This window comes from Veillonella dispar (assembly GCF_900637515.1).
In the GTDB taxonomy this organism is placed as follows: domain Bacteria; phylum Bacillota; class Negativicutes; order Veillonellales; family Veillonellaceae; genus Veillonella; species Veillonella dispar.
This window is the reverse complement of the sequence record NZ_LR134375.1, coordinates 1,972,466-1,994,301: the sequence shown is the minus strand read 5'-3', so window position 1 is coordinate 1,994,301 and position 21,836 is coordinate 1,972,466. Positions and strand designations below refer to the sequence as shown.

22 protein-coding genes and 1 tRNA gene are annotated in these 21,836 nt (G+C 36.5%); 22 read left to right on the top strand and 1 reads right to left on the bottom strand.

The features are described from left to right. Nucleotides 1–33: 33 nt before the first annotated feature. Entirely contained in the window at nt 34–915 is an 882-nt protein-coding gene (locus tag EL171_RS09365) for a hypothetical protein (protein ID WP_005385025.1), read from the bottom strand. A 269-nt stretch (nt 916–1,184) separates the two neighbouring features. Between EL171_RS09365 and EL171_RS09360 the strand changes: the two genes are divergently transcribed. From EL171_RS09360 to EL171_RS09260, 22 genes are all read left to right on the top strand, one after another. Continuing rightward, nucleotides 1,185–2,162 (top strand): 5'-nucleotidase, lipoprotein e(P4) family, encoded by a 978-nt coding sequence (locus tag EL171_RS09360; RefSeq protein ID WP_005385026.1) that lies wholly within the window; start codon nt 1,185–1,187, stop codon nt 2,160–2,162. Between the two features lie 48 nt (nt 2,163–2,210). Further along, nucleotides 2,211–2,287 (top strand) — tRNA-Arg (locus EL171_RS09355). Nucleotides 2,288–2,446: 159 nt separating this feature from the next. Next, nucleotides 2,447–5,191, top strand: a complete 2,745-nt coding sequence (locus tag EL171_RS09350; RefSeq protein ID WP_005385028.1) for a type I restriction-modification system subunit M — start codon at nt 2,447–2,449, stop codon at nt 5,189–5,191. Nucleotide 5,192: 1 nt separating this feature from the next. Then, nucleotides 5,193–6,410 carry a restriction endonuclease subunit S gene (locus EL171_RS09345; RefSeq protein ID WP_039968853.1) on the top strand — a complete coding sequence of 406 codons (1,218 nt, stop codon included), beginning with the start codon at nt 5,193–5,195 and terminating at the stop codon, nt 6,408–6,410. Between the two features lie 32 nt (nt 6,411–6,442). Continuing rightward, on the top strand, nt 6,443–9,589 hold the full coding sequence (locus tag EL171_RS09340) for a type I restriction endonuclease subunit R (RefSeq protein ID WP_005385032.1): 3,147 nt from the start codon (nt 6,443–6,445) through the stop codon (nt 9,587–9,589). A 285-nt stretch (nt 9,590–9,874) separates the two neighbouring features. Continuing rightward, a complete protein-coding gene (locus EL171_RS09335; protein WP_005385034.1) occupies nt 9,875–11,605 on the top strand; it encodes a YadA-like family protein in 1,731 nt (576 codons plus the stop codon). Nucleotides 11,606–11,764: 159 nt separating this feature from the next. Then, nucleotides 11,765–12,595 (top strand): DUF6630 family protein, encoded by an 831-nt coding sequence (locus EL171_RS09330; RefSeq protein WP_005385035.1) that lies wholly within the window; start codon nt 11,765–11,767, stop codon nt 12,593–12,595. Between the two features lie 119 nt (nt 12,596–12,714). Further along, nucleotides 12,715–13,530 carry a DUF2262 domain-containing protein gene (locus tag EL171_RS09325; protein WP_005385037.1) on the top strand — a complete coding sequence of 272 codons (816 nt, stop codon included), beginning with the start codon at nt 12,715–12,717 and terminating at the stop codon, nt 13,528–13,530. Nucleotides 13,531–13,550: 20 nt separating this feature from the next. After that, nucleotides 13,551–13,982, top strand: coding sequence for a hypothetical protein (locus tag EL171_RS09320; RefSeq protein WP_005385038.1), 432 nt, complete (start codon nt 13,551–13,553; stop codon nt 13,980–13,982). Nucleotides 13,983–14,164: 182 nt separating this feature from the next. Beyond that, entirely contained in the window at nt 14,165–14,731 is a 567-nt protein-coding gene (locus tag EL171_RS09315) for a hypothetical protein (RefSeq protein WP_232013629.1), read from the top strand. Between the two features lie 26 nt (nt 14,732–14,757). After that, entirely contained in the window at nt 14,758–15,564 is an 807-nt protein-coding gene (locus EL171_RS09310; RefSeq protein ID WP_005385041.1) for a hypothetical protein, read from the top strand. Nucleotides 15,565–15,616: 52 nt separating this feature from the next. After that, nucleotides 15,617–16,213, top strand: a complete 597-nt coding sequence (locus tag EL171_RS09305; protein ID WP_039969293.1) for a hypothetical protein — start codon at nt 15,617–15,619, stop codon at nt 16,211–16,213. Nucleotide 16,214: 1 nt separating this feature from the next. After that, complete coding sequence (locus EL171_RS09300) at nt 16,215–16,757, top strand: hypothetical protein (RefSeq protein WP_005385045.1); 543 nt, start codon at nt 16,215–16,217, stop codon at nt 16,755–16,757. A 31-nt stretch (nt 16,758–16,788) separates the two neighbouring features. After that, nucleotides 16,789–17,295: a YfbM family protein gene (locus EL171_RS09295; protein WP_005385046.1), complete on the top strand. Its 507-nt coding sequence runs from the start codon at nt 16,789–16,791 to the stop codon at nt 17,293–17,295. A 78-nt stretch (nt 17,296–17,373) separates the two neighbouring features. Next, nucleotides 17,374–17,649 carry a hypothetical protein gene (locus tag EL171_RS10025; RefSeq protein ID WP_232013628.1) on the top strand — a complete coding sequence of 92 codons (276 nt, stop codon included), beginning with the start codon at nt 17,374–17,376 and terminating at the stop codon, nt 17,647–17,649. A 144-nt stretch (nt 17,650–17,793) separates the two neighbouring features. Beyond that, nucleotides 17,794–18,117 carry a hypothetical protein gene (locus tag EL171_RS10020; RefSeq protein WP_005385050.1) on the top strand — a complete coding sequence of 108 codons (324 nt, stop codon included), beginning with the start codon at nt 17,794–17,796 and terminating at the stop codon, nt 18,115–18,117. A gap of 78 nt (nt 18,118–18,195) precedes the next feature. After that, the gene (locus EL171_RS09285; RefSeq protein ID WP_005385052.1) at nt 18,196–18,489 is read left to right on the top strand and encodes a DUF2695 domain-containing protein; all 294 of its coding nucleotides are present in this window, start codon (nt 18,196–18,198) and stop codon (nt 18,487–18,489) included. Between the two features lie 112 nt (nt 18,490–18,601). Next, entirely contained in the window at nt 18,602–19,099 is a 498-nt protein-coding gene (locus tag EL171_RS09280; protein WP_005385053.1) for an ECF transporter S component, read from the top strand. A gap of 569 nt (nt 19,100–19,668) precedes the next feature. Further along, entirely contained in the window at nt 19,669–20,013 is a 345-nt protein-coding gene (locus EL171_RS09275; protein WP_005385054.1) for a zinc ribbon domain-containing protein YjdM, read from the top strand. Nucleotides 20,014–20,109: 96 nt separating this feature from the next. Further along, nucleotides 20,110–20,505, top strand: coding sequence for a hypothetical protein (locus EL171_RS09270; protein ID WP_005385055.1), 396 nt, complete (start codon nt 20,110–20,112; stop codon nt 20,503–20,505). Nucleotides 20,506–20,515: 10 nt separating this feature from the next. Next, nucleotides 20,516–21,034: a phosphatidylglycerophosphatase A family protein gene (locus EL171_RS09265; RefSeq protein WP_039968854.1), complete on the top strand. Its 519-nt coding sequence runs from the start codon at nt 20,516–20,518 to the stop codon at nt 21,032–21,034. 94 nt (nt 21,035–21,128) lie between these two features. Further along, nucleotides 21,129–21,668 carry a cysteine hydrolase family protein gene (locus tag EL171_RS09260; RefSeq protein ID WP_005385058.1) on the top strand — a complete coding sequence of 180 codons (540 nt, stop codon included), beginning with the start codon at nt 21,129–21,131 and terminating at the stop codon, nt 21,666–21,668. Nucleotides 21,669–21,836 lie beyond the last annotated feature (168 nt).

The window sequence follows — 21,836 nt, the reverse complement described above, 5'->3', positions numbered from 1 at the left end:
GGCTTTTGTCGTGGTGAGTGTATTTAAATATTGTTAATCAAATTTTTTATTAGTTAGGTCCTGATACATAAGCTTAGCGATTTCATACTGTGGATCGCCGGCTTGTAGTTGGTGTGATGGTAGTTTAAATACAGCTTCAGCTCTTTCCTCTTTCTTGATATCGATACCCTTTGCATCTTCAGAACGACTTATGGAAATGGTATGTGTTGTTGGATTTATGAAGTACGCATTTACATCGATGCTGAAAGCTTTATTTTCGTCTTTTCTCATGAGTACACGTAGAATCATAGCTGAAATAGCAGTGGTGCCATCTTTTTCACCTAATAGCTGTTTAGATGTGTAGTCCACATAATCTGCATAGACATAAATATCGCCAGGTTTTGCCTTGTCATAATCTTGTGTATAGGCCTCTACTAAACGCAAATCGAGTTGTCTACCAAATGGTCTAGAGAACATTTCACTTTGTAATACGCGTGTTTCACTAACAGGTGGATAGGACGGTATTGGTGTTAAACCTTTTAGCATATCTGTGCGTGTTTCGTCTTTTCTTTTAGCCTGACGTTCTGCAGTGACCTTGTCTAAGCGTTTACGCTCTTTTAACATGGCCTTTTCTTGTTCTTCTTTAGTTTTGTAAGTTTTTACGGATACAACACGGTTACCAGACATAGTCACTGTTGAATAGATGGGCTTATCTTTAGTAGGTTTTCCCTTAGAAGCATCAAGCGTAGATTGTATCATAGCAGGTGTTGCGCTCTCGATAGATTTTTTTAACTCTGGAATATTAGAATAATCCATATCAACCACTGCAGTATCTGTGCTTTCACTTGGCTGTACTGGTGTAGCCCCGTACGCAGATGATATAGCCAATACAGCAAATAGTGAACTGGTAATAATCGATCGTTTACATAGTTTCATTACATATACCTCTTTTTTATAAGAACTCTCTAATACTATCAACAGCTGTATTATAGCATATTCTTTGCGTAGACAGATTTAGAGATGTATTTACGTATCTCTAAAAGAGTTTATACAGCTACCTAAACTGAATTGACTGGAGATTTTATGTATAGACTCTTTATTATTTTGGGAATACATACAAATCCATAGAGGGATTTTGCATAACTATGTAGAATTACACTATGTATTGTATGTATACAGAGAGCCAATGTGGATAGGAGGCAATTATGAAACGTAGTAGTTTGGCATGGTATGTAGCGGTGGCTTGCTTTGGCGGCAGTCTTTGCGTAGGTTCTGTAGTGCAGGCGGATTCTCCGACGACGGTGAAAGCAAATCCTGTAGTTCCTACAGTGATGGTAACGCAGGTTCAATCAACTCAACCGACTAATAGTATAGTGGCTACGAATACGGTAGCTGCTAATAGTGAGGCCACAAAAGCTGTAGTACCGCTAGATGAGCAGGCAGCATTGAAGCAAAAACAGCAGTACCAAGCCGAAACAGAAACAATGGGTCTCTTATGGATGCGCACCTCTGCAGAGTACAGAGCACTAGCGTATCAAGGGTACAATGTGGCGCTAAATCTTGTTAAGATGGTTGTTACTGATCCATCTCATCAAAGAAAACCTCTTGCTATCGTTCTTGATGCGGACGAAACCGTAGTAGATAATACTAAACTGATGGGTGAAAGCGTTGCTAATGGCAATGGTCGCTTCGATGCTCCTTGGTGGCGTCAAGCTGTGCATCAAGGTAAATCGCAAGCTATGCCTGGTGCTGTTGAGTTCCTAAATGAAGTACATAAACAAGGTGTTGAAATATTCTACGTTTCAAACCGATATGCACCTGTTAACTATGATGCAACAGTACAAAACTTTAAGGAACTAGGATTCCCATCCGTCGATAAAGACCATGTACTACTATTTGAAAAAGACTCAGACAAACAACCTCGTTTTGATGCAATCACTAAGAAATACAACGTCATTTTGTATATGGGTGATAATGCAGGGGACTTCCCAATCGGCACAAAAGGTAAGACCTTAGCTGAACGAAATGCTATCATCGATGAACATAAAGAAGACTTTGGTACTACTTTTGTTGTATTCCCAAACCCTGCCTACGGATCTTGGGTGAGTGCATTAGCAAAAGGCTACCAAAACCTAAGCCCAGAAGAACAAAAACAAGTGAATAACCAATACCTACAACAATAAGGACGCCTTGCGTATACTTTATTAAAAACGATATAATAAAGTATACATGCGTCTATAGCTCAACCGGAGAGAGCGTCAGTTTCCTAAACTGTAGGTTGGGGGTTCGATTCCCTCTAGGCGCACCATAGAAGATGAATCAGGCATAAGGCTTTTTGCCTTATGCCTATTTTTGTATATTGATAGCTACTAATTCAAAATATAATAATTATGTTGATTCTTATTAGCTATATAAGTTTAGTACTTTCGTAGAAGTTGAACCATAATTTAGGGAGTGGAGGCATTTAATGAACAAGCAACAATTAGCTGCAAAAATTTGGGAATCTGCTAATAAGATGCGGTCCAAAATAGAAGCCAATGAATATAAGGATTATATTTTAGGTTTCATGTTTTATAAATTCCTTTCAGAGAAAGAAGTTAAATATTTAAAGTCTACAGGCTGGACTGATGAATATCTACCTGAGGTTAATGAATCCGATCATGAAGTAGCTACAAGTGTAAAGAAAAATATAGGGTATTTTATTGCTTATGAAAATTTATTTTCTACATGGATAAATAAAGGTAGAGATTTTAGTGTTCAAGATGTTACTGTCGCTTTAAATGCTTTTAATCGCAATATAAATTCCAGCCATAAGAGTGTATTTGAAGGAATATTTGAGACATTACAAACTGGACTAAGTAAATTAGGTGAGACTGATGCATCACGTTCAAAATCTATTAGTGAATTGATACATCTTATTAAAGATATTCCTATGGATGGAAAGCAAGACTATGATGTGCTTGGTTTTGTTTACGAATATTTGATTGAAAAGTTTGCCGCCAATGCAGGGAAGAAGGCCGGAGAGTTTTATACTCCACATGAAGTATCACTTTTAATGTCTGATATTGTAGCAGAACATCTTAAAGATAGAAATAAAATTGAAATATATGATCCAACAAGTGGTTCGGGATCTCTAATGATTAATATAGGACAAAGTGTATCAAAGTATGTAACTGGAGAAAATAAAATAAAATATTATGCGCAAGAGTTAAAACGTAATACTTATAATCTTACACGTATGAATCTTGTTATGCGTGGGATTGAAGCAGATAATATTGTTACTAGAAATGGTGATACTTTAGAAGAGGATTGGCCATACTTTGATGAAAATGATCCATTGGGAACATATCAGCCCCTTTATGTTGATGCAGTTATATCTAATCCACCATATTCTCAGCCATGGGACCCTAGTGATAAAGAAACGGATTCTCGTTATGCGGAGTATGGCTTAGCACCAAAAGGAAAAGCTGATTATGCATTTTTGCTTCATGATCTTTATCATATTAGACCTGACGGTATTATGAATATTGTTCTTCCTCATGGTGTTTTATTCCGTGGTAATGAAGAAGGTATGATTCGTAAGAATTTAATTGAAAAGAATAAGATTGACGCAATTATTGGTTTACCAGCAAATATTTTTTATGGAACTAGTATACCTACTATTATCATGGTTTTAAAGCAAAAACGAGAGAATACCGATGTGCTGTTTATTGATGCTTCTAAAGGTTTTATTAAGGACGGGAAAAATAATAAACTTCGTTCATCCGACATTAAGAAAATCGTAGATACCGTTATTAATAGAGAAAATATAGATAAATTCTCTCGTGTAGTTACCCGTGATGAAATTAGGCAAAATGATTACAATTTAAATATCCCAAGATATGTGGATTCTTCAGAAAATCTTGAAATATGGGATATATTTGCGTCTATGTTTGGAGAACTGCCTATTTCTGAAGTTGATGAATTAAGTGAGTATTGGAAGGCGTTTCCAACACTAAGGGCTAGCTTATTTAAAAATACATCTTCTGCATATTGTAAAATTGCTGTTGATAATGTAACCAAAGTGATTAGAGAGTCTTCCGATGTGAGTGCATTTGACGAAGCTTTTAAAGGGAATTTCCGAAACTTTAAAGTATTCTTATATGATTTGTTGATAGAGAAGGTGGAATCTCAAAATATAGTTAAAATAAAAGATATTATTACTGAGGATATTTTCAATAGACTTTCAAATATTCCGCTTGTAGATAAATATGAAGCTTATCAACTCTTTGCTGATGAATGGATAGATATTTCTAGCGATATAGAGGTTATTCAAACCGAAGGATTTAATGCCACCAAAGTTGTAGATCCTAATATGGTAATAAAGAAAAAAGATGGTAAGGAGGAAGAGGTTCAAGAAGGCTGGAAAGGTCGTATTCTTCCATTTGAAATGGTGCAAGAGTCTCTTTTAAGTGATGATATAAGTAATCTAAGATTAGCTGAAAATAGATTAGATCAGATTAGTTCCGAGTATAGTGAATTAATAGATTTATTATCTGAAGATGATAAACAAAAATTATTGAATGACGATAATATAGCATTTGTAGAAAAGGAAATTAATGATACTTTTAAAAGTATAATGGAAGAAATTTCTACGTCTGAAACAAGTACGCTTGAAACCTATCTTGTGCTCTCTAAAGCTAAAGAGAGGAAAGATTTTATTGAGCGTCATCCAGAGATAGATTGGAATCGGATGATTCCAAATAAAAGTGGAACATATGGAAAGAAAGATGTTAAAAAGTATATAGCTGATATCAAAGCAGATATTTCTTTTGAGGAAGGATCGTTAGAGTTTATTGTAAAAGAGGTAAGAAATCTTATTAATGAAGAGAAAGTTTTAAAGAAAACTATAAAAGAGCAAGCAGAACAATTACATCTAAAAACGAAATCGACGATAGAAGGCTTATCCGATGAACAAGTTAGACAACTTTTAGAAGAAAAGTGGATTACTCCTTTAATTAATAAAATTCAGGGTATTCCTGATAAGGTTATATCGGTGCTTGTAACTCAAATAGATGCACTCTTAAAAAAATATGAGACTAATCTTATTGAAATTGATGATGCGCTAAATAAAACTGAGGCTAGACTATCCACTCTGATTGATGAGTTAGAAGGTAATGAGTTTGATATGCTTGGCTTAACTGAACTGAAAAAACTTCTTGGAGGTGAATAAAATGGCTAAAAATAATAAAATGCCAGCTATTCGATTCTCCGGATATACTGATGCTTGGGAACAGCGTAAGTTAAGTGAGGTTGTTACGATAAACCCCAAAACTGAATTACCTGATAAATTTAAGTATGTTGATTTAGAATCTGTTGTGGGAACAAATTTATTAGGATTTCAAGTTATTAAAAAGGAAAATGCACCATCTCGTGCTCAGCGCTTAGCCTCTTATGGTGATGTTTTTTATCAAACAGTAAGACCTTATCAACGTAACAATTATTTATTCGAAAATATTGATAAAGACATGGTGTTCTCTACTGGATATGCTCAGTTACGATCTAAATTAGATAGCTATTTTTTACTTACTTTAGTTCAGAATGATAATTTTGTTAAAGTAGTTTTGGATAATTGTACGGGTACAAGCTATCCTGCTATTAATGGAAGTGAGTTAGGCAAAATTACTGTTCAAATTCCTTCAAATGACGAAGAAGCTAATCAGATTGGTAAAGTTTTTAGAGGAATTGATAATATCATTACCCTTCATCAGCGTAAGCTTGAAAAACTTAAGTTAATTAAGAAGGCATTATTACAAAAATTATTTCCCCAACATGGAAGTAACATTCCAGAGCTTAGATTTAAAGGGTTTACTGATGCTTGGGAACAGCGTAAGTTGTCAGAGTTTGTTGATAAGGCTGTAGACAATAGAGGGAAAACTCCTCCATTAGACGAAAATGGGGCACATCCACTTATTGAAGTAGCAGCTCTTGGTGGAGTATATCCAGATTATTCAAAAGTTGAGAAATATCTTAGTGATGATGTTTTTAATACTAACCTAAGGGCTTATATTAAAAAAGATGATATTTTATTTACTACTGTCGGAAGTATAGGTCTTGTAAGTCTAATGGACTCTAGAGAAGAAGCAGCAATTGCACAAAACATAGTAGCTTTTAGAGCAAAAGAAAACTTCCTTCCTGAATACCTGTATGCATTGTTTTCAAATGAAGATAATCAATATAAGGCAAAACGAATTGCAATGGTTGCGGTACAACCGAGTATTAAGGTTTCACAGCTTGTAAATGTCGAGTATATGATTAGCACAAATATTGAAGAACAAGAAAGAATAGGAGTTTTTTTCTCGAGCCTACAGAGTCTTATCACCCTTCATCAGCGTAAGTTAGATATGCTTAAAAATGTCAAAAAGGGTCTTTTACAGAAAATGTTTGTTTAAGCTTATATGTATCATGTAAGGAGGAGAATCCGGTGATTTTTAATAAAGAGGCTGATTTTGAAGCAGCCCTAATAAAAATATTATCTGAAAAAGGTTGGGAAAAGAATGTTTTAAAAAACTATTCAGAAGAAGATTTATTAAGAAATTGGGCGGATATTCTTTTTGAGAACAACCGGGATATTGATAGACTCAATGATTATCCTCTTACAAATGGTGAGATGCAACAAATTCTAGAGCAGATTGTAACACTAAAGACTCCAGTTAAACTCAATGGCTTTATTAATGGTAAAAGCGTTACTATCATAAGGGATAACCCTGATGATAAAGTACATTTTGGTAAAGAAGTAAGTTTGAAGATCTATGATCGAAGAGAAATTGCTGCTGGACAAAGTAGATATCAAATCGTTCAACAACCTAAGTTTAGAACGGAATCTGATATACTAAATAATCGTCGTGGTGATTTGTTGCTTCTTATTAATGGTATGCCAGTTATTCATATTGAATTAAAAAAGACTGGTATTCCTGTCAGTCAAGCGTATCATCAAATTGAAAAATATTCACGTGAAGGCGCATTTACTGGAATTTTCTCTTTAGTACAAATTTTTGTTGCTATGGAGCCAAATGAAACAGTGTACTTTGCTAATCCTGGACCAGAAGGTAAGTTTAATCCTGACTTTTATTTTCACTGGGCAGATTTTAATAATGAGCCTATTAATGAATGGAGTAAAGTAGCATCAACACTTCTTTCGATTCCAATGGCACATCAGCTAATAGGGTTTTATACTGTAGCAGATACTTCAGATGGCGTGCTAAAAGTAATGAGAAGTTATCAATATTATGCAGCAAGTGCGATTTCTGATAAGGTTGCAAAGGCAAAATGGGAAGGAAATAATCAACTTGGTGGTTATATATGGCATACCACAGGATCGGGTAAAACGATGACGAGCTTTAAAGCTGCTCAACTGATTGCAAGTTCAAAGGATGCAGATAAAGTTGTTTTTCTAGTGGATAGAATTGAGTTAGGAACACAGTCACTTAAAGAATATAGGGGATTTGCTGATGAAACTGAGTCTGTCCAAGCGACAGAGAATACTAATGTTCTGATTAGTAAGTTAAAAAGTACCAATCCTTCTGATACTCTAATTGTTACTTCGATTCAGAAGATGAGCAATATTAAATCTGAAGATGCAAGTTTAAGTGCTCGTGATATTGAGCTGATCAATAATAAACGTATAGTATTCATTGTTGATGAAGCGCATCGATCAACTTTTGGAGATATGCTAATTACGATTAAAGATACCTTCCAAAATGCAATGTTCTTCGGATTTACTGGTACACCAATTCATGAAGAGAATCAGAAAATGAAGAATACTACATCTACAGTGTTCGGAGATGAATTGCATAGATATAGTATTGCAGATGGCATTCGTGATAAAAATGTTTTAGGTTTTGACCCTTATAAGGTACTAACCTTCAAAGATAGAGATTTACGAAAATGTGTTGCATTAGATAAGGCAAGAGCAAAAACAGAACTGGAAGCGATTTCTGATCCTAGAAAAAGTAAAGTATATTACAAATATATGGATCCAAGTAAGATAGGAATGGTTGGCTCTTATAATAAGAGCGGTAAATATATAAAAGGTATTGAAGACTATATTCCTAATTCACAATATACAACTGAGGAACATGTTAAAACTGTTATTAAGGATATTGAAGAAAATTGGCTGACTTTAAGTCGTAATAGTAAATTTCATGCTATATTTGCTACAAATAGTATATCTGAGGCCATAGTTTATTATCGTTTGTTTAAAGAAATGATGCCAAGCTTAAAAGTTACAGCCTTATTTGATCCAAATATTGATAATAATGGAGATAGCGAGTTCAAAGAAGATGGCTTAGAAGAAATTATTAATGACTATAACTTAAGATATGGTCAAATCTTTACAATTTCTACTTTCTATAAAATGAAAAAGGAAATAGCAGCCCGATTAGCACATAAAACTCCCTTTAAACGAATTGAAAATGAGCCGGATAAACAAATTGATCTACTTATTGTAGTTGATCAAATGCTTACAGGGTTTGACTCTAAGTGGGTTAATACTCTATATATGGATAAAATATTACGTTATGAAAATATTATTCAAGCATTTTCAAGAACTAATAGACTTTTTGGTCCAGAGAAGCCATTTGGTACAATTCGATATTACCGTAGACCTCATACTATGGAACAAGCAATCAACGATGCAGTTAAGTTGTATTCAGGTGACAAAGAATTTGGGCTATTTGTTTGTCATCTTGTAGAGAACTTAAAACGAGTGAACAGACTTTTTGAATCAATATCTGATATATTTGATAGTGCAGGTATCGTAAATTTTGAAAAATTACCAGCAGATATAGAAGCTCGTAAAAAATTTGCTAAAGATTTTAATGAACTTAATGGCTATTTAGAGGCGGCTAAAATTCAAGGTTTCAAATGGGATACATTAACATACGTTGATAAGTCAATTGATGAAACCGTTCAAGTTTTATTAGACGAAAAGACTTATTTGATTTTGGTTCTTCGGTATAAAGAGTTGATAGGAAAAGGTGAAGGTCTCGTTGATGATAATGTACCTTATGATCTGGTTGGTTATATTACAGAGATTGATACTGGACTTATTGACTCAGACTATATGAACTCAAGATTTGACAAATATATTAAGTTATTAAGAACTGAAGGCACAAGCCCTGATGATATAGAGCGTGCTATGAATGAATTACATAAGACCTTTGCTACATTGACGCAAGAGGAACAGAAGTATGCTAATATTTTCTTGCATGATATTCAGAGAGGTGACGTTGAAATTGTACCAGGCAAAACATTAAGAGATTATATTAATGAGTATGGATTTAATCTAAAAAAACAGCAGATAAAAGATCTTTGTTGGTTCCTTGGTTTAGATGAAACATTATTGTTAAATTTAATGGATTTAAACTTGAATGAGAATAACCTTAATGAATTTGGTCGCTATGATGATTTGAAAAAAACTATTGATACAGAAAAAGCAAGAAAATATTTTGAAGTTATTGAAGGTAAAACCATTATATCGCCAAAAGTATTAATTAAAGCAGATAAGCTACTTCGAGAGTTCATTTTGAGTGGTGGTATCGATATTGAAATACCCGTAGAGTTAAAATAATATAATTCCAGGAGCCAAGATTTAAATCTTGGCTCTTTTCTTTGTCGTCTTTAGACTGCTTTGTGGATTGGTCGTGAGGCATACACTTATCTGTTTTATTGGAAATTGCATTTTCTTGCAATTCTTATGAGCTAGAATTATAATATTAGAGTGATATTCATATTTTATTCATGTTAAATCATGAATGGTGCATAGAGAGGCGCTATACGATTCAGGTTTCATTAGGTAACTTTGAATCTTTTTTTGAGTACATTGTTTGTGTTGTCTTAAAAAGGGGTAAAACACATGAAAAAAGAATTACTTTTAACGGCTATGATTACCGCAAGTATTACTACAACAGCGTTTGCCGCATCTAATTTAGATATTAGCGCTACCACTGCTGCACCATTAAATATGCAAAATTCTATTGCCTATGGTGGGGATAATAAAGTTGAGCAGGGTATGTTCTCTCCTGTAAAAAATATATTGCTTGGTGGCGACAAGAATACCGTTCGACCTTCCGCTAATGATACTATCACCTCTGGTACTAATAATACTGTATCTGGCCCAGGCAGTATCGTAGCAGGTTGGTATAATACAAACTCTGCTACTCACAGCTTGGTAGTAGGTACTAGCAATACTATTGGTGGTACTAATAACATCGCAGGTGGCTTTAACCATGCTAATAATGACAATGCAATTAACTCTTTATTAATTGGTAACCGTAATAGTATTGATGGTCAGAACTCTGTAGCTTTGGGCATGAATAACACCATTAAAGGCAATAATGCTTTGGTAGGTGGTACTGGTGCCAAGGTTCAAGGTAATAATGCTATTGCCTTTGGCGACAGTGCGAAAGCAACGTATGATGATGCGTATGCAATTGGTCGTAAAGCCGAAGCAACTGCTCAAAATACTGTTGCTATCGGTAATAATGCAAAGGCCAATAACGATATGGGTACAGCGATTGGTTATAATGCAAAAGCAAAAAATGATTATGCTACAGCAGTAGGTTATAGTGCAAGTGGTACAGGCAATCAATCTTCTGCGTTTGGTTTTAATACAGAGGCAACGGCTATGAATACAACTGCAGTTGGTTCCTATGCAAATGCTAGTGGTGCGTACTCCACAGCATTAGGCTTTAAAACAGTGGCTTCTAATGAAGACGCTGTGGCATTAGGCAATTATTCTACTAGTGCTGGTAAAAGTGCCTTTGCTGCTGGTACATTAGCGAATGCAGCAGAAAAGGACTCTTTAGCAATTGGTCATAGTGCAAGTACAACTAAGGAAAATGGTATCGCTATCGGTACAAATGCGATGGCTGCTACAGACAATAGTATTGCTTTAGGTGCTAAGTCTGTTACTGCTACAGCTGTATCTACTAACTCTGGTGTTATCGGCGGTAGAACCTATAACTTTGCTGGTGGAAGTGCGGTTGGTACATTGAGCATTGGTGATAGTGGTGCAGAACGTACGATTACAAATGTAGCGGCAGGCCGTGTATCTGCTACATCTACTGATGCAGTCAATGGCTCCCAATTACATGCCATTAAAGACGTGGTAGATAATCATGAAAACCGTATCACTACTATAGAAGGCGATATTAATACATTAAATAATCGTATTGTTAATGGTGGCGCTAATAGCTTAAATGAAGCTAAATCCTACACTGATCAACAAGTGTCTAGCGTAGCGGCCGCTTCTGCAGCACTCGCTGGTTTGCATCCATTAGATTTCGATAAACATGACAAATGGTCTTACTCCGTTGGCTTTGGTAATTATAAAAATGCTAATGCAGCGGCGTTAGGTGCGTTCTATCGCCCTAATAAAAACACAATGTTTAATGCTGCTACTACCGTTGGTAACGGCCGTAATTCTATTAGCTTAGGTGCTAATTTCAAATTTGGTAAAAGCTCTGAAGAGGTAACTACTGAAGATGCAGCACAACTTAAGAAAGATATGAAAGACCTATCTGAAAAATATAATGAGTTAGAACGAAAATATACTGAATTGGCAGCTAAATTAGAATCTAAATAATAGAATCAAAACTCCTACAAGGTTTCTCTTGTAGGAGTTTTTTTATCCTATGCTTTTATTATAAGTATTCCTTAATAATGATATAATTAAGATACATATTCAATTACATATTCCGTTAAACATTAAATGTAAGCGACAGTATATAGTGGAGAGTAGTATATGAGCTTTTACAATTGGATTCAAGAAAAACTATTTGATGAATACGAAGAATGGTGCTTGAAGAGCCCTGGTTCTAATGGAAATGGTTTTAATATAGTCGGAATAGATAATACTTTACAGGCTATGCATGATGGATTTTATATGTACATGGAGGTATACCCACCTCATGCCATCGATGGATGTACAGCCATGAAAGCACGTGTAGGTAAAACACCAGATGCAGTAGATATATTCTTAGACATAGATGGTAAGACGTATCGTATGGCTGATGTAAGTTATCCTGATGCAGTGAAGATGATGCGGGCTTTTATGAAAAAACGCAGAGTACCTGATTGTAGTTTGTGTGTAGTAGCAGTGTATCTAGATATCGATCAGATGCGATCGACATTTACAGAGTTAGCAACGTTGTTGTTAGGCGATGCTAAACAAGCTAAGTCGTTTATGACCAAGGTTAAGTTGCGCTCCTTGGAAGAATTAGAAGATAGTTGGTGGAACCTCTATGAGAAACTAGTCTCTAAAGGATATGCCGTAGAGTTAGACTGTAAATGTGAACTAGAGGATTTTATTTATTATGTACAGAAGTTAATATGTAATAAGTCTTTAGATACTAAAGAAAATCTAACTATTGATACAGCAGCATTAGATGAAGATCAAGTTATTATGGACTGGTGTGCTAGTCTTAATTCTACGTGGGAAAACTATACGTTAGTAGGCATGGACACAGGAACAGATAGCTTTGTACTTATGGTGCTTTCAAATGAGGAATTTAAAACAGCCCAAGAACTAGCGAAAGAGCTATTACATAGAATCGATGTAGCTGAACGCTTGTGATACAATAAAACATTTTAATGTTATAGAAACAATTATGCTATGGCATCATCTATAAAAGGATGTAGTTCTGAACTGTAAATAGTTTGCACCGTAAAATGTGATGAACAGGAGAGAGTCATATGAGTATTGTACGTGTACCAGAATATGAAGCAGAGTTTGAAGCGGAAGCGTTTGAGATTTATGCATTGCCGCGCAGTGATGCAAATGGGGCTAGTCCTTATTTAGAGAAGTACCATAGACCGCTTGTGTCTACCGATGCTATCCTAGATACTCGCACTGGCGTGCTTGACCGTAGCGAAGGCATTTTGACGTGGATTATTGAAGGTTTTGACAATGGTTGGGGGTATAGTTTTGAGCCCCATGGCGTTTACAAATTGTTGGTTAAGAAAGCAAAGCCTTTAGAGGATTTGGGCTATATGCGTCCTTCTTGGAATAATCGCTATTATGTGCTTGAGGTGTTAGAGGAGCATGCTAAACATAGTGAGTTAGAGGCGTTGTCGGCTTATTTGAAAACACCTAAATACCTTCATACTGACAGGGGTGATTTCCTGTTAAATCGAGAGTATCAATATTACACAGCGAGAATTGATGATTATGCATTCACCCTTGATGTGGATGAGGGGTCTGATGAAAGCTGCACAGTAGCATTGGCTGCTTTCAATACAATCGATAATTTCAAAGCATTTGAACAACGAATTAGTACCTATATTAGTGAAAAATTGCTAGACCTTGCTAATGATTGGCTCGATAATGACGACCAAGATCCGATTACATCAGACGTATTTGCCAAGCGTATTACGATGGGAGAATTAGCGTTTCGCAACGATGGCACCATAGAGGTATATTATGACGACGATGATATCTTCTGGGGGCACTGTATCATAGCTCATATTGATGCGGATGGGAACCCTGTTGATGCGGATATTGCAGGATGATTAACTAATGGAGCGTCCTGATGAGAAAATTGGAATTAATGACATTATGGAATGTTGAAAGCTGGTCTGAAGAACCGTATGGCGTTTACTTTGTATCTCGCAGATTGGGCATTAATCGTTTAGAGAATGAAGGACAAGCCTTTCAAAAAATCAATATTAGTTGTACTAGTTATACTGAGACTGAGGTGCTTTCACTACCAATGTGGAAACAATTATCTGTTGAATTAGATGAATTAGATCAACTAGCACAGGAACTCATACAACAGGAAATACCGCAAGAAGAGTCTATTGTACTAATCTTAACCGATATTATGCTAGATAAGTCAGGTTGTTACGATGCATTTGCACTAGGCTATGATGTGGGAGAATCCCCGGCAGGGCATTTGTATATATTAGTTAGTTTTGATGAAGACTTTACGGCTCAACAAGATGTGATTTACGAAACCTTATAGAGTTGTACTAAATTGGTGACACGGGTGTTGTAGACTATCTAAAAAATAAGTGATATGCAGGAGAGATTATGGAAGATATGTATACATTAGTTAAAGATTTCTTTAGTCATGATATGGATTTAGATGATTTATTTGATTCTGAGGCTATTATTTGGATTGACTAGCGCGAGGATGACGAAGATGTGGTTCGTTATTTCAATGATATGATGGATGAGCCAATCGATATTCAAACCGTTAGTAATGGCAAGCCTTATGGTGACGATATTGTGCTACAAAAGGGCGATAATGAACTCTTAATTCCTTACGGTGATGAGAAAGATCGGGATGTAACTATCAAATACTTCAACGACTTCGTTCAGCCTGATTATGAGGTGCGTTGGTTTACTGAAAGCCTTGGAAACGATACGCTTGGGTTTACCGTGCTTTCAGGGGCAGAATGGGCCAAATTAAACGATGAATTTGGTGCAGATACAGTTCGTTACTATTTTGAACCTATCAATCTTGAAAGTAACATATTTAATCTTGATATGGACGAAGTATTTGCATTACTGGCATTACGAGAAAATAGTGACGGAGTGAATACTGACTTTAGTGTACAGTTAGATTGGATTACAATCAAAAACAAAGAAAAAGCCTTAACTGAACAAAAAGAAAAGGGACAAATTGATTTAAAACAATACATGGTTGCTAAGCAAGAACTGCAACAGATTAAGGATGAATTTATAGCGACTCACGGCGAGATGGAATAAGAGCTGTTGTCCTAAAGGAGACGTTTATGGCGATTGACGGTGTGAAAATCATAGATAGTGATGACGGTCATGATATTTATAATGCCATTGTTGAGCGGTACAAGGATGGCGTCAGTGTTGATACCATAATTTCTGAAATCTTAAGTGAGGAACAAAATTTTTGTACTGATGAGTTTTACACAGAGATTTATTGGACTGCAGTGGCCTATTCGTTGTGGAAGATAGGGCATCTATCAGCTGACATTAAACAGAAAGCCTTAGACATCATCGCTCAGGGTCCTCATGAGTTTTGGCTAGAAATCGATGATAAGGCTCTTAAGCAGCGTCAAAAGGTATTAGATAAGTTAGCTACGCAGCTACAAAGCGAAAATCCGAAGCCGCTTAAGGTTCGTAAATCTAAAACGAAGAGAGAACCTCATTTTAAGGTGGGCGATGTATTAGCTGTTAAGTTTGAAAAAAACTATGGTGCTATATTCGTTTCTGAGGTGGATCAATCGCCGCGGAAAATCGAATATCATTTAGCCTGTACGCGGCTTTTACAAGAAGAAACACCAACAATGGAGCAATTTTTAAATAGTAAAATCGTTTGCCGGAAAGACAATACAAATTTCGGCATCGATACAGATTGTTGGTTTAACCATAAAGACCTAGGCCTATTGCTAGATCATTTGGAAGTCATTGGAAGCGTTGAACTATATCCGTGTAAACTATGGAAACTAGCACCAGCAGGGACGCTAGAGGATATCTATGAGGAGATTACAGATAATCCGCGGATTGGAAAACTACGTCTCATAGATACCTATGAACTGGTGAAAGAGGTTATTGAGAAATAATCATTGGTCGAAGGCGTTACTACAAGGGCGTATATATAAAGGTATAACTATAATGGATACTGTGACGAAACAATATATAGAAACTGTAAAAGTCAGTGATATACCGTGGCACCGGTTAACCACAACCTACGGCCGTGCTACAGACTTTCCTACAGAGCTTGATGTGTTGTGGAATATGGAAAGCATAGAAGTTGTTGATGCGGCTGGTGAGGCATTAGCACAGAATATTGAGCACCAATTGACATTGTGGCATGCTACACCATTTGCCATGATTTTCTTGCTTCGTATTTTTAAGAAAGCTCAGGAAGAGAGAGCTCATAATGAGGTGGCTCAGTATTTAGCAGAACAGTTGGTTGAGTTGTTTACTGTGATTGCTGAGTGCATTCGAGATGGTCTTATGCTAGAGCATGTAGATCCATTGCCGAACTTTGAGGATATGCTCAACGAAGAATACCTTTGGTCGGAAGAATATGATGAAGACGATGATGTTCTTAGATATGAGGAAGAAGACGTATTTCCTGATGATTTATTTTTTAGCTTTTATTATTACTCCCAGCAAGTGCTTTTATTAGCTATTCCGCTATTAGATACATCTAATGAAGGAGAGGCTAAATTGCTCGGAATAATTTCTGCTAATAGGAGCGTGTAAGATGGATTATTTAGATATATTGCGAAATGATGCCAAGTTAGCTGAAGATTTTGATACGCTATTCGATTTTCGCTTGCTAGATACGCTGGAGGAACGAGATACGGCTGAAGGTCGCTGCACGTTCTCTGTGCCCGGTATGGCATTTGCTGTAGATGGCGCTGGCGGTGAATATCATCTATTGGAGGACGGCTCCATAGGGTATTGGAGTAGCGAGGGTGCCGCCGGTCGTTTAGCTGAAAGTATGGACGATTTATTTCATTTAATCGTTTTTAGTATTTGTTGGCATGATTACTGTGACTCAAGTAAGTATTCTGATGCGGCAACACTTGAAGAATATGGTCAGAATAAGCAGTCTCATATTATCTCTTATTCGCCAATGGAACTTTGGGAACCCATTATGAAAGCTTTACATATACCAATAGAAATGAAACTTTCACCTATTTTACAGAAATTCTATGACGCGGCGCATCGTGAACCTGTATATACCTGCTATTTCCATGAAGATGATGGAAGCGTTACAGAATCGGAAAATTTATTTTTCTAATGGTTAGAAGAATTTATGAAAGGAATAAATTATGGGACTAATTGCAAATTATAGCTGTTTAAGCGATGCGAATTTAAAAGAGCTTAAAGCTATGGGCTCAGAAGAAGAGGAAATTCTTGAAAGCGTTGAAGAGTGGAATGACGATGATGAATTATTGCTCGATATCGATAAGATGTGGGATGTACTTCACTTTGTGCTAACTGGCGTAGGAACAGACCATAAGGATGATAATAACCCTCTTAGCCAAGCTGTACTTGGCATAACAGCTGTTGAAGAAATATCGGATTACTTAGCGTATACCGAACACGATAAGTTAGCAGATATCGTGGCGGCTCTAGAACAGTTTAACATGGAAGAAGCTCTCGAAACTTTTGATATGGCAGCCTGCAAAGAGGCTGAGTTATATCCAGATATCTGGGACTACGATGAGGAAGAGGAAGAAATCAAAGATGAACTTCTTCATGATTTTGAACAAATGAAACGCTTCTATAAACAAGTGCTAGACGCTAATGGGAACGTACTTGTATCGATTTGCTAAGGTCGTTAAAATTTGTTGGCTATGGATCTAGTTATAGCCTAACCAATTATGCGACTGGCGAAGAAGAGGAATTGTAACATGGCAGTGTTAACAGAAAAGCAAATTAAATATGGATTTGACTACTATCATAAGGTTGATACACGACCTAAGTCTGTTGTAGAGGTCTCTGAATATGATGGTGAAGACAAGTTGATAATCAACTGCACACAGCTCGATGAAGATTATTCTGCTAAAGATAAGAAGCGAATTTGGATGGAGTGGTGTGATTTCCTAGTAAATAATCCAGATACTTTTACAGAGCTAATGTTTTGCACAAGAATGCCACAGGATTTATTTGATGCAGTGTGTGCCTAACGTAGACTTAAAAAATTACATATAAAATGGGGCGTCTATCCAGATATTTCAAAATTAGAGAACTTACAAGAACTAGAATATTTACACATTGGATCCGGTAGAAGTGTATCGAGTTTAGAGCCTATATTAAAATTAGAAAATTTAGTGGCTTTGTCGATTGAGAACTTTCAAAAAATTGATGATTATACGCCATTAGCGCATCTGAAGCACCTTGAAAGTCTTGCTCTAGAAGGTGATTTTGCGGCTCCTAAAATTCTTAAGGTTCAATCCTTGGGATTCCTACGTCATATGAAACAGCTGCGATTTTTTAGCTTCTTGACCGCTAAAGTGATGGATACAGACTATTCTCCAATTTTAGAACTCCATAATCTAGAACATCTTACATTAAGATCTTGTAAAGAGGTTAAACAGCTGTATCCTCAGTTAGTTAAGTTGCCAAAACTAAAATACGGCACAGTTTTAGAATGACCAGAATTATATGAGAAATAGTGCTTGAGATATAAGTCATGAGCTATAACTTATAAGACATAAAAGGGAACAATTATAATGGATAAAGCGCGTAAAAAGGAATTATTAAAAGCTTATGCAGATAAGCAAAAGCAATCGTTTAAAGATAGTTTGCCTATGGACGAAGAGTTGTTTTGGAATCTCTTTGACTATGTAGATGAGAAATTAGAGGCAAATGACGGTTGCGACCATAGTTTAACTTTCACCAGAGAATTCTTGGAAAAACAAAAGGTAGATGTGGAAAGTGTACTAGATTGGATCGTTAACGAAGGTGGCGGCTGTGACTGCGAGGTTCTCTACAATGTGGAAGAACGCTTTGAGGAGTACGCTTAACTGTATTTTAAATAGTTAATTCCCTTTGTTTGCAGATGTTATCGTAAAGGTATATAGTAAAGGCATGTGATGTAATTATTCACATGCCTATTTTCTTTATAAGGAGGACGCTATGCAACACGTTCAAACCCGCAGTACTACGTCCGCGTTAGTACTCACAGCCGTATTGATTGCCCTCGCAACACTGTTTACCATGTACACGAAAATTCCAGTACCTGGCATTCGCGGCTATTTCAATGTTGGAGATGTCGTTATCATGACATCAGCTCTGTTATTAGGTCGAAAATACGGCGCCTATATTGGTGCTATCGGCCCGGCGCTAGCTGATTTATTCCTCGGCTATGCAGTCTTTGTACCAATCACCTTCGTGGTGAAAGGCATTGAAGGCTATCTTATCGGTACTGTCTATAACCATAAGACAACTACCTCTGCATTGGTAGCAACTATTGTAGGTGGTATTGTTATCGTAGCAGGCTACTTTATCGCTGAATACTTCGTATTCGATCCAGGCGTAGCCATTGCTAGTATTTTGACGAATGCCATTCAAGCCGTTATGAGCGTTATCGTCAGCATTATTCTCTATGCTATCTTGCGTAAACGCCTTGGATAGCAAATTGACAGTCACTAGAATTCAGACTATACTATAAGTACAAAAGAGCCAGTTAACGTGTTCTAGGCGTTAGGCTCATCAAAGAATTAGGAATTTGATAAACCTAACGTGTCTAAGTATTGCAGTACTTAGTCTTAAACGTTAGGTTTATTTTTTACCTAACTCACGTTAATGGCTCTTTTGTTATTAGTATATATTTATTAGTATAAAAATAGGAGACAGGTTATTACAACCTGCCTCCTATTAATCATAATTTGACGATATATGGTATTCAACCTATAATATGAGTAGATAGCCGAGCGAGTAGAGACGTCAGGCTCATCTCAAAAAACTGAAAAAATCAGGAAATGGCCTTTTCGTTTTATCTAGCTACGAGCTGTAACGAAGGGCTATTTTAATTTTCCCAACCTCGTCGGCTACATTATTATTATAATGCGAACTAATATGCGATACAATAAGCATTGATTAATAGAGATATAACTATTTTATAGAGTGGTTATAATATTTTAGTGGAATAAAGTTTTATATGGTATAATACTTTCATTATGTAGTGAGAAAAGGAGATCTAAATGGCAAATTTACCTAACTGCCCTAAGTGTGGCGACGAGTACACATATGAAGATGGTCATATGTTTATCTGTCCTATGTGCGGACATGAATGGACAGCGGCTGATGCACAAGCTGCAGCTGAAGCAGGTATCATTCGCGATGCTAACGGCAACGAGCTAGCTGATGGCGATACAGTTGTTGTTGTAAAAGACCTCAAAGTAAAAGGCGCTGGCGTATTGAAACAAGGTACGCGCGTTAAAAACATTCGCCTCATCACTGATGCGAGCGATGGCCATGATATCGATTGTAAAATCGATGGTTTCGGTGCGATGGCATTGAAATCTGAAATGGTTAAGAAAATCTAATTTAAGAAATCCCTATCGATACGTTCGGTAGGGATTTTTTCGTGGTATAATCAACGTATACTGCGTGTAGTGGAAAGTACTTGGGGGAGAAAAACTATGTTTAAAAGGGTTGTATTATTAGCTGTATTGGCGTCTATGATGGGGAATATTAGCTCTTTAGCGGCAGATTTAAAGCCCACAGATAAGCGTACATATGAATTACAGCAACAAATTTCTTATAATGTAGTCATTCCTAGCGAGGCTTTCAAGACGAGTGCCGATGGCACATTGATTGTTCCTCTAGAAATTAAAACAGATGATAAAGGGAATATTGTAGCCGTTGAAGCGGGGCCTAATAATTGGAAATTAGATCGCGATGCATATCCGATCTTTGAAGAGGCTGCAAAAGAAGCCGCTTGGCATACGAAACATGTGGATACTGATGAAGCATTAGTTGTGACAATTCCAGTTAGCATTGTAATCGTATCAGGTGATCATCCTCATAAAAAATAAAGGAGCGGTTATGGAATCTACAAAGGATTTAGAGAAATATACTTACAATCTTCTGGCAGAGCGTGGCGTTACGTTAGAGGATATTGCAGAGCTCGTTTTATATGTTCAAAAACCATATATGCCCAATCTAACAATTGAAGAATGCCGTGAACATGTGGCGTCGGTCCTTTCAAAACGAGAGGTACATAATGCAATTATTACGGGCATTGAGCTAGACAAGTTGACGGAACAAAATAAATTATCTCAGCCCTTGCAAGGTATTGTAGAAAATGATGAAAGCCTCTATGGTATCGACGAAATCTTAGCCTTTTCCATCGTTAATTTATACGGTTCCATAGGGTTTACGAACTATGGCTATCTAGATAAGGTTAAGCCTGGCATCATTAAAAAGTTAGATAGCAAGGCTGGTGGTCATTGTAATACATTCCTCGATGATTTAGTAGGTGCTGTGGCAGCTGCTGCAGCGGGGAAATTAGCTCATAATGAACCTCATCGCGTACGTCATGCGCTAGCTGAGGAAAAAGCATAAATTTTTGTCGTTGATGTTATTAAAAATTAAGAGTATAACTAGTAGTGAAATGAATAATTAATGTATTCTATGTAGACTATATACAGGAGGAACTATGCAAAAGGTTCTAGTTGTTATCGATATGCAAAAAGATTTCGTAGATGGCGCCCTTGGTTCAGCGCAAGCGCAGTTAATCGTAGATAATGTGCGCAACAAAATTGAGAACTTTGACGGGCCTATCATATTTACACGCGATACGCATGATACTGATTATCTTGAAAGCCAAGAGGGTAAGTTCTTGCCTGTCACACATTGCGTGAAGAATACAGAGGGTTGGCATATTGTGCCGGGCTTAATCGAAGCAGCAGAAGGTCGTCCTATCATGAGCCCTGTATCCTTTATAGACAAGCCAAACTTCGGATCCTTTGAACTATTATCTCGTTTGGAAGGGATGAACTTGGTAAATCCTATTGAGTCTATTACGCTCGTTGGTTTATGCACTGATATTTGCGTTGTGTCTAATGCGATTATACTGAAAGCTGGCTTACCAGAAATTCCTGTTTACGTAGATTCTAGCTGCTGTGCAGGTGTGACAGAAGAATCTCACCAAGCAGCATTAACAACAATGAAAATGTGCCAATGTATTGTTGAGTAGTTATCGTGTTCTAGCTATATTAGAGTGCTTTATATTGGTAAACGAACTCAAAGGCTATAGGAAATCCTATAGCCTTTTCTATGGGAAATATATTGACGATTTTCTATATAAAATGTACAATAAATAAAGAATGATAATTTATATCAATTAAAAACAATACCGATGCAG